The 7,866-nt window shown below is 59.0% G+C and carries 10 protein-coding genes and 1 pseudogene; 10 read left to right on the forward strand and 1 reads right to left on the reverse strand.

What is annotated here, in order from left to right; all coding sequences use genetic code 11:
* Positions 1-518: 518 nt before the first annotated feature.
* The gene (locus R7127_RS25540) at positions 519-779 is read right to left on the reverse strand and encodes a mobilization protein (protein WP_169573164.1); all 261 of its coding nucleotides are present in this window, start codon (positions 777-779) and stop codon (positions 519-521) included.
* Positions 780-961: 182 nt separating this feature from the next.
* Between R7127_RS25540 and R7127_RS25545 the strand changes: the two are divergent.
* From R7127_RS25545 to repC, 10 genes and pseudogenes are all read left to right on the forward strand, one after another.
* Positions 962-1,603, forward strand: a pseudogene (locus R7127_RS25545) (MobA/MobL family protein); the annotation flags it as partial.
* Between the two features lie 106 nt (positions 1,604-1,709).
* Positions 1,710-2,120, forward strand: a complete 411-nt coding sequence (locus tag R7127_RS25550; RefSeq protein ID WP_011117300.1) for an IncQ-type mobilization protein MobB — start codon at positions 1,710-1,712, stop codon at positions 2,118-2,120.
* A complete protein-coding gene (locus R7127_RS25555) occupies positions 2,096-3,073 on the forward strand; it encodes a DNA-primase RepB domain-containing protein (protein WP_011117301.1) in 978 nt (325 codons plus the stop codon). Before R7127_RS25550 ends, R7127_RS25555 begins: the two co-directional genes overlap by 25 nt.
* 145 nt (positions 3,074-3,218) lie before the next feature.
* Positions 3,219-3,782: an AacA4 family aminoglycoside N(6')-acetyltransferase gene (locus tag R7127_RS25560; protein WP_112928758.1), complete on the forward strand. Its 564-nt coding sequence runs from the start codon at positions 3,219-3,221 to the stop codon at positions 3,780-3,782.
* 83 nt (positions 3,783-3,865) lie between these two features.
* Entirely contained in the window at positions 3,866-4,765 is a 900-nt protein-coding gene (locus R7127_RS25565; RefSeq protein ID WP_065825678.1) for an extended-spectrum class A beta-lactamase VEB-18, read from the forward strand.
* A gap of 144 nt (positions 4,766-4,909) precedes the next feature.
* Positions 4,910-5,443, forward strand: coding sequence for an aminoglycoside nucleotidyltransferase ANT(2'')-Ia (gene aadB, locus R7127_RS25570; protein ID WP_000381802.1), 534 nt, complete (start codon positions 4,910-4,912; stop codon positions 5,441-5,443).
* A 61-nt stretch (positions 5,444-5,504) separates the two neighbouring features.
* A complete protein-coding gene (locus tag R7127_RS25575; protein ID WP_223847821.1) occupies positions 5,505-5,780 on the forward strand; it encodes a hypothetical protein in 276 nt (91 codons plus the stop codon).
* Positions 5,781-5,836: 56 nt separating this feature from the next.
* Positions 5,837-6,043 carry a plasmid repression protein F gene (gene urfF, locus R7127_RS25580; protein WP_112928753.1) on the forward strand — a complete coding sequence of 69 codons (207 nt, stop codon included), beginning with the start codon at positions 5,837-5,839 and terminating at the stop codon, positions 6,041-6,043.
* A 30-nt stretch (positions 6,044-6,073) separates the two neighbouring features.
* On the forward strand, positions 6,074-6,913 hold the full coding sequence (locus tag R7127_RS25585) for a helicase RepA family protein (protein WP_169573183.1): 840 nt from the start codon (positions 6,074-6,076) through the stop codon (positions 6,911-6,913).
* Positions 6,900-7,745 (forward strand): replication protein C, IncQ-type, encoded by an 846-nt coding sequence (gene repC / locus R7127_RS25590; RefSeq protein WP_112928757.1) that lies wholly within the window; start codon positions 6,900-6,902, stop codon positions 7,743-7,745. Before R7127_RS25585 ends, repC begins: the two co-directional genes overlap by 14 nt.
* Positions 7,746-7,866 lie beyond the last annotated feature (121 nt).

The raw sequence follows: 7,866 nt of genomic DNA on the forward strand, positions 1-7,866 counted from the left end.
CCCCCCCGTTAACTGTCACGCCCCCAAACCTGCAAACCCAGCAGGGGCGGGGGCTGGCGGGGTGCTGAAAAAATCCATCCATGATTATCTAAGAATAATCCACTAGGCGCGGTTAACAGCGCCCTAGTGGGGCGCTGTTTGCCCTTGCCCAAAATGCCCGGCCAGAGGCCGGATAACTGATCTATCCGCTGCGCTAGGCTACACACCGCCCCCACCGCTCCGCGGTAGGGAAAAGGCGGGCCAAGGCCCGCAAACCCAAACCCCATGCACAGACGCCACAGGAAGCCGCAGACGCCTTTAGCCGCTTTAGCGGCCTTTACCCCTGCCCGCAGGGCGGGGGCGCGTGTGAAGCCCCGCAGGGGCCATGCTGGCCACCTTGCGCTTGGCTATCTCCGCCTTGATGGTCGCGCCCGCCTCTCGCATCTCTTGCTGCAGGGCTTCGATCTCGGCAGGTGTCAGCCGGTAGAAGCTCACCCTTGCCCCTCTTGCGGCTCCGGCTGGCCATGCTCCTGTGGCTGCTATTCCTGCTTGGGTGGCAGTCCGAACAGCGCCCGGTCATGGTCGCGCTCTAGGTAGCTGTCCAGCCCATCGAGCAAGCGCTGTTCTGGCCACTCGCCGCTTTCGACTTTGCCGAGTATCCACGCGCCTACCAGCACCTTGCGCCGGGTGTCCTCCTTGCGCTTTTGCTGCTGCTCCCGTGCCCTGACCCGCTGGATCTTGGCGTTGATCCGTGCCCGTTGCTCTTCCAGCTTGGCGAGCCGTTCCGCTGCTTTTGCCATGTTGACATTCCCCTTGGTTATGTGCTTGCCATCATGCTATCATCGGAGCACAGACACCGCAAACCCCGACCGTCATTCTAACGGGAGGGCGCACTTACCGGTTTCTCTTCGAGAAACTGCCCTGCGGGCACCCCTTTGGGGCTGTGCGCTCTCCGAGGGCCATTGCATGGAGCTAAACCCCTATGGCCATCTATCACCTTACGGCCAAGACCGGCAGCCGGAACGGCGGCCAGTCGGCCAAGGCGAAAGCCGATTACATCCAGCGGGAGGGCCGTTACTCCCGCGACCGTGACGAGGTGCTGCACACTCAGTCCGGCCACCTGCCCGAGTGGGCCGAGCGCCCCGCCGACTACTGGGATGCTGCCGACCTGTATGAACGCGCCAATGGGCGGCTGTTCAAAGAGGTTGAGTTTGCCCTGCCGGTCGAACTGACCCTAGATCAGCAGCGGGAGCTGGTGGACGAATTCGCCCGGCATCTGACCGAGGGCGAGCGCCTGCCGTATACGCTGGCCATTCATGCCGGTAAAGGTGAGAACCCCCATTGCCACTTGATGATCTCTGAGCGGAAGAACGACGGTATCGAGCGCCCGGCTGACCAGTGGTTCAAGCGGTACAACGCCAAACAGCCAGAGCGGGGCGGGGCGCAGAAGTCCGAGAGCCTGAAGCCCAAGGCATGGCTTGAGCAGACCCGCGAGGCATGGGCCGACCATGCCAACCGGGCATTAGAGCGGGCTGGTCACGACGCCCGCATTGACCATAGAACACTTGAGGCGCAGGGCATCGAGCGCCTGCCGGGCATCCATCTTGGCCCCAACGTGGTGGAGATGGAGGGCCGGGGCATCCGCACCGAGCGGGCCGACACCGCCCTAGCCATCGACACGGCCAACGGCCAGATCATCGACTTACAAGAATACCGGGAGGTTATCGAGCATGAGCGCGATAGACAGAGTGAAGAAGTCCAGAGGCATCAACGAGTTAGCGGAGCAGATCGAACCGCTGGCCCAGAGCATGGCGACACTGGCCGACGAGGCCCGGCAGGTCATGAGCCAGACTCAGCAGGCCAGCGAGGCGCAGGCAGCGGAGTGGCTGAAAGCCCAACGCCAGACAGGGGCGGCATGGGTGGAGCTGGCCAAGGAGTTGCGGGAGGTAGCCGCCGAGGTGAGCAGCGCCGCGCAGAGCGCCCGGAGCGCCGCCCGTGGCTGGACATGGAAGTTGTGGGCCGGGGTCTTGATCGCTTCCGTGACGCCTATTCTGGCGCTGCTGATCGCATCATGGCTTTGGCTGGAGCCGCAAATCATCGAACAACAGGGGGGTATATGGCTGGTTTTCAAGCTCAAGTAAAGGGTGACCGCACCGCGCAAGCCATCGCCCGGCAGCTCAAGGCCATGGGCTGCGACCGGTACGACATCGGCATACGGGATGCCGCCAGCGGCAAGATGATGAACCGGGAATGGTCAGCCGCCGAAGTGCTCCAGAACACGCCATGGCTCAAGCGGATGAATGCCCAGGGCAATGACGTGTATATCAGGCCCGCCGAGCAGGAGCGGCATGGTTTGGTGCTGGTGGACGATCTCAGTGAGTTCGACTTGGATGACATGAAAGCCGAGGGCCGGGAGCCGGCGCTGATCGTGGAGACCAGCCCCAAGAACTATCAGGCATGGGTAAAAGTGGCTCAGGACGCCCCAGCAGGTCACAGGGGCGTAATCGCCCGGAAGCTGGCCCGCGAGTACGACGCCGACCCGGCCAGCGCCGACAGCCGCCACTATGGTCGCTTGGCGGGCTTCACCAACCGCAAGGACAAGCACACCACCCGCACCGGTTATCAGCCGTGGGTGCTGCTGCGTGAATCCAAGGGCAAGACCGCCACCGCAGGGCCGGAGCTGATGCAGCAGGCCGGGCAGGTGCTGGACAGCATTAAGCGCCAACAGGAACGGACGGCACGACTGGCCGAGATCACCGCCCCGCGGAGTGTGCGCCGGTATCGCCGCAGCGCCGTGGACGACTACCGCAGCGAAATGGCCGGGTTGGTCAAACGCTTCGGTGACGACCTCAGCAAGTGCGACTTCATTGCGGCTATGAAGCTGGCCAGCAAGGGCCGGGAGCCGGACGAGATCGCCAAGGCCATGGCCGAGGCCAGCCCCGCGATCATGGAGCGCAAGGCAGGCCATGAGGCCGATTACATCAAGCGCACGGTACAGAAAGTGATGGAGCTGCCGCAGGTGCAGGAGGCCCGCGCCGAGCTGGCGAAGCAGACCCAGAAGCAGCGCAGTCGGGGGCCAGATTTAAGTATGTAATGCTTGCGTTAGCGCTAACTGGTGGTATACTGTTAGCTCTAATGGAGGGTTTGAGATGAAAGACCAACACGACAAGCGTACCGGCAACCTGCTGGCCACCCCTAACGCTATACGACAGGCCCGCTTTGCCGAACAGCAGCGAGCCATGGGCCGCAAGGCCGCGAGCACCCCCCCCATAACTCTTCGCCTCATGACCGAGCGCGACCTGCCGATGCTCCATGATTGGCTCAACCGGCCGCACATCGTTGAGTGGTGGGGTGGTGACGAAGAGCGACCGACTCTTGATGAAGTGCTGGAACACTACCTGCCCAGAGCGATGGCGGAAGAGTCCGTAACACCGTACATCGCAATGCTGGGCGAGGAACCGATCGGCTATGCTCAGTCGTACGTCGCGCTCGGAAGCGGTGATGGCTGGTGGGAAGATGAAACTGATCCAGGAGTGCGAGGAATAGACCAGTCTCTGGCTGACCCGACACAGTTGAACAAAGGCCTAGGAACAAGGCTTGTCCGCGCTCTCGTTGAACTACTGTTCTCGGACCCCACCGTGACGAAGATTCAGACCGACCCGACTCCGAACAACCATCGAGCCATACGCTGCTATGAGAAGGCAGGATTCGTGCGGGAGAAGATCATCACCACGCCTGACGGGCCGGCGGTTTACATGGTTCAAACACGACAAGCCTTCGAGAGAAAGCGCGGTGTTGCCTAACAACTCATTCAAGCCGACGCCGCTTCGCGGCGCGGCTTAATTCAGGTGTTAGCGGTAATTTAACCAGATAGGAGTACAGACATATGAAAATCGTAAAAAGGATATTATTAGTATTGTTAAGTTTATTTTTTACAATTGCGTATTCAAATGCTCAAACTGACAACTTAACTTTGAAAATTGAGAATGTTTTAAAGGCAAAAAATGCCAGAATAGGAGTAGCAATATTCAACAGCAATGAGAAGGATACTTTGAAGATTAATAACGACTTCCATTTCCCGATGCAAAGCGTTATGAAATTTCCGATTGCTTTAGCCGTTTTGTCTGAGATAGATAAAGGGAATCTTTCTTTTGAACAAAAAATAGAGATTACCCCTCAAGACCTTTTGCCTAAAATGTGGAGTCCGATTAAAGAGGAATTCCCTAATGGAACAACTTTGACGATTGAACAAATACTAAATTATACAGTATCAGAGAGCGACAATATTGGTTGTGATATTTTGCTAAAATTAATCGGAGGAACTGATTCTGTTCAAAAATTCTTGAATGCTAATCATTTCACTGATATTTCAATCAAAGCAAACGAAGAACAAATGCACAAGGATTGGAATACCCAATATCAAAATTGGGCAACCCCAACAGCGATGAACAAACTGTTAATAGATACTTATAATAATAAGAACCAATTACTTTCTAAAAAAAGTTATGATTTTATTTGGAAAATTATGAGAGAAACAACAACAGGAAGTAACCGATTAAAAGGACAATTACCAAAGAATACAATTGTTGCTCATAAAACAGGGACTTCCGGAATAAATAATGGAATTGCAGCAGCCACTAATGATGTTGGGGTAATTACTTTACCGAATGGACAATTAATTTTTATAAGCGTATTTGTTGCAGAGTCCAAAGAAACTTCGGAAATTAATGAAAAGATTATTTCAGACATTGCAAAAATAACGTGGGATTACTATTTGAATAAATAAAAAACTACCGCTAACACTGGCTCATAGGCAATGGCGGGTTGAAGTGCAATTTGCAAAGTCGGTAGCCCGCCCGAGCGTTTTCTCGGTTTGACAGGAAAGGCTCACGCAAACCGCCACTGCCCATAGCCCAAACCGTTAGGCCGCATGGACACAACGCAGGTCACATTGATACACAAAATTCTAGCTGCGGCAGATGAGCGAAATCTGCCGCTCTGGATCGGTGGGGGCTGGGCGATCGATGCACGGCTAGGGCGTGTAACACGCAAGCACGATGATATTGATCTGACGTTTCCCGGCGAGAGGCGCGGCGAGCTCGAGGCAATAGTTGAAATGCTCGGCGGGCGCGTCATGGAGGAGTTGGACTATGGATTCTTAGCGGAGATCGGGGATGAGTTACTTGACTGCGAACCTGCTTGGTGGGCAGACGAAGCGTATGAAATCGCGGAGGCTCCGCAGGGCTCGTGCCCAGAGGCGGCTGAGGGCGTCATCGCCGGGCGGCCAGTCCGTTGTAACAGCTGGGAGGCGATCATCTGGGATTACTTTTACTATGCCGATGAAGTACCACCAGTGGACTGGCCTACAAAGCACATAGAGTCCTACAGGCTCGCATGCACCTCACTCGGGGCGGAAAAGGTTGAGGTCTTGCGTGCCGCTTTCAGGTCGCGATATGCGGCCTAACAATTCGTCCAAGCCGACGCCGCTTCGCGGCGCGGCTTAACTCAGGTGTTACCGCAGCGAAATGGCCGGGCTGGTCAAGCGGTACGGTGACGACCTCAGCAAGTGCGACTTTATCGCGGCCATGAAGCTGGCCAGCAAGGGCCGGGAGCCGGACGAGATCGGCAAGGCCATGGCCGAGGCCAGCCCCGCCATCATGGAGCGCAAGACGGGCCATGAGGCCGATTACATCAAGCGTACGGTGCAGAAGGTGATGGAGCTGCCGCAGGTGCAGGAGGCCCGCGCCGAGCTGGCGAAGCAGGCCGAGAAACAGCAGTACCGAGGGCCGACATTAGGATAAAACACTTGCATTAGAGCTAATGCCTGTTATGGTGTTAGCTCTAATGCGGAGGAAATATGAAAGACCAACACGACAAGCGTACCGGCAACCTGCTGGCCACCCCCAACGCTATACGACAGGCCCGCTTTGCCGAGCAGCAGCGAGCCATGGGCCGCAAGGCCCGGAAGATATGGGCCACAGACGCAGAGGCCGAGGCGCTGCGGCTGTATCTGGAAGAACTCAGGGCGGCGCAGGGCGGGGGTAGTGACCCCGCCAGCGCCTAACCACCAACCGCCTACACAGGAGGCAAATCAATGGCTACCCATAAGCCTATCGACATTCTGGCGAGCTTCACAGAGCTACCGCCACCGATTGACTACGTACTGCCCAACATGGTGGCCGGCACCGTGGGGGCGCTGGTGTCCCCCGGTGGGGCCGGCAAGTCCATGCTGGCCCTGCAACTGGCCGCACAGATCGCAGGCGGCCCCGACCTGCTGGACGTGGGCGAGTTGCGCACCGGCCCGGTGATCTACCTGCCCGCCGAAGACCCGCCCACCGCCATACATCACCGCCTGCACGCATTGGGGGAACGCCTGACCGACGAGCAACGGCAAGCCGTGGCTGACGGTCTGCTAATCCAGCCGCTGATCGGCAGCCTACCCAACATCATGGCCCCGGAGTGGTTCGACGGCCTCAAGCGAGCCGCTGAGGGACGCCGCTTGATGGTGCTGGATACCTTGCGCCGGTTCCACATCGAGGAAGAGAACGCCAGCGGCCCCATGGCGCAAGTGATTGGCCGCATGGAGGCCATCGCCGCCGATACCGGGTGCTCTATCGTGTTCCTGCACCATGCCAGCAAGGGCGCGGCCATGATGGGCGCAGGCGACCAGCAGCAGGCCAGCCGGGGATCGTCCGTGCTGGTGGATAACATCCGCTGGCAATCGTACCTGTCCGGCATGACCACCGGTGAGGCCGAGGAATGGGGCGTAGACGACACGCAGCGGCCCTATTTCGTCCGCTTTGGAGTCAGCAAGGCCAACTATGGGGCACCGTTCAAAGACCGCTGGTTCAGGCGGCATGACGGCGGGGTACTCAAGCCCGCCGTGCTGGAAAAGCAGCACAAGAGCAAGGGGGTGCCTCGTGGCAAAGCCTAAGAACAAACACAGCCTCAGCCACGTCCGGCACGACCCGGCGCACTGTCTGGCCCCCGGCCTGTTCCGTGCCCTCAAGCGGGGCGAGCGCAAGCGCGGCAAGCTGGACGTGACGTATGACTACGGCGACGGCAAGCGGATCGAGTTCAGCGGCCCGGAGCCGCTGGGCGCTGATGATTTGCGCATCCTGCAGGGGCTGGTGGCCATGGCCGGGCCTAGTGGTCTGGTGCTAGAGCCAGAACCGGAGACCCCCGGCGGGCAGCAGCTCCGGCTGTTCCTGGAACCCAAATGGGAAGCCGTTACCGCTGACGCCATGGTGGTCAAGGGTAGCTATCGGGCGCTGGCTCGTGAAATAGGCTATGCCAATATCGAGGACTCAAAGCCCATCAGGGACTGCATTGAACGGCTTTGGAAGGTGTCCATCATCGCCCAGAATGGCCGCAAGCGGCAGGGCTTCCGGCTGCTTGCCGAGTACGCCAGCGACGAGGCAGACGGGCGCCTGTATGTGGCCCTGAACCCCTTGATCGCGCAGGCCGTCATGGGTGGCGGCCAGCATGTGCGCATCAGCATGGACGAGGTGCGGGCGCTGGACAGCGAAACCGCCCGCCTGCTGCACCAGCGGCTGTGTGGCTGGATCGACCCCGGCAAGACCGGCAAGGCGGCCATAGATACCCTGTGCGGCTACGTCTGGCCGTCAGAGGCCAGTGGGGCCGCCATGCGCAAGAGACGCCAGCGGGTGCGCGAGGCGCTGCCGGAGCTGATCGCGCTGGGCTGGACGGTGAACGAGTATGCGGCGGGTAAGTACGACATCGCACGGCCCAAGGCGGCAGGCTGACCCCTGCAATAACTGTCACGCCCCCCCCCGTTAACTGTCACGAACCCCCCCGTTAACTGTCACGCCCCCAAACCTGCAAACCCAGCAGGGGCGGGGGCTGGCGGGGTGCTGAAAAAATCCA

This window comes from Vibrio sp. 1159, assembly GCF_033340395.1.
Lineage (GTDB): Bacteria > Pseudomonadota > Gammaproteobacteria > Enterobacterales > Vibrionaceae > Vibrio > Vibrio alginolyticus.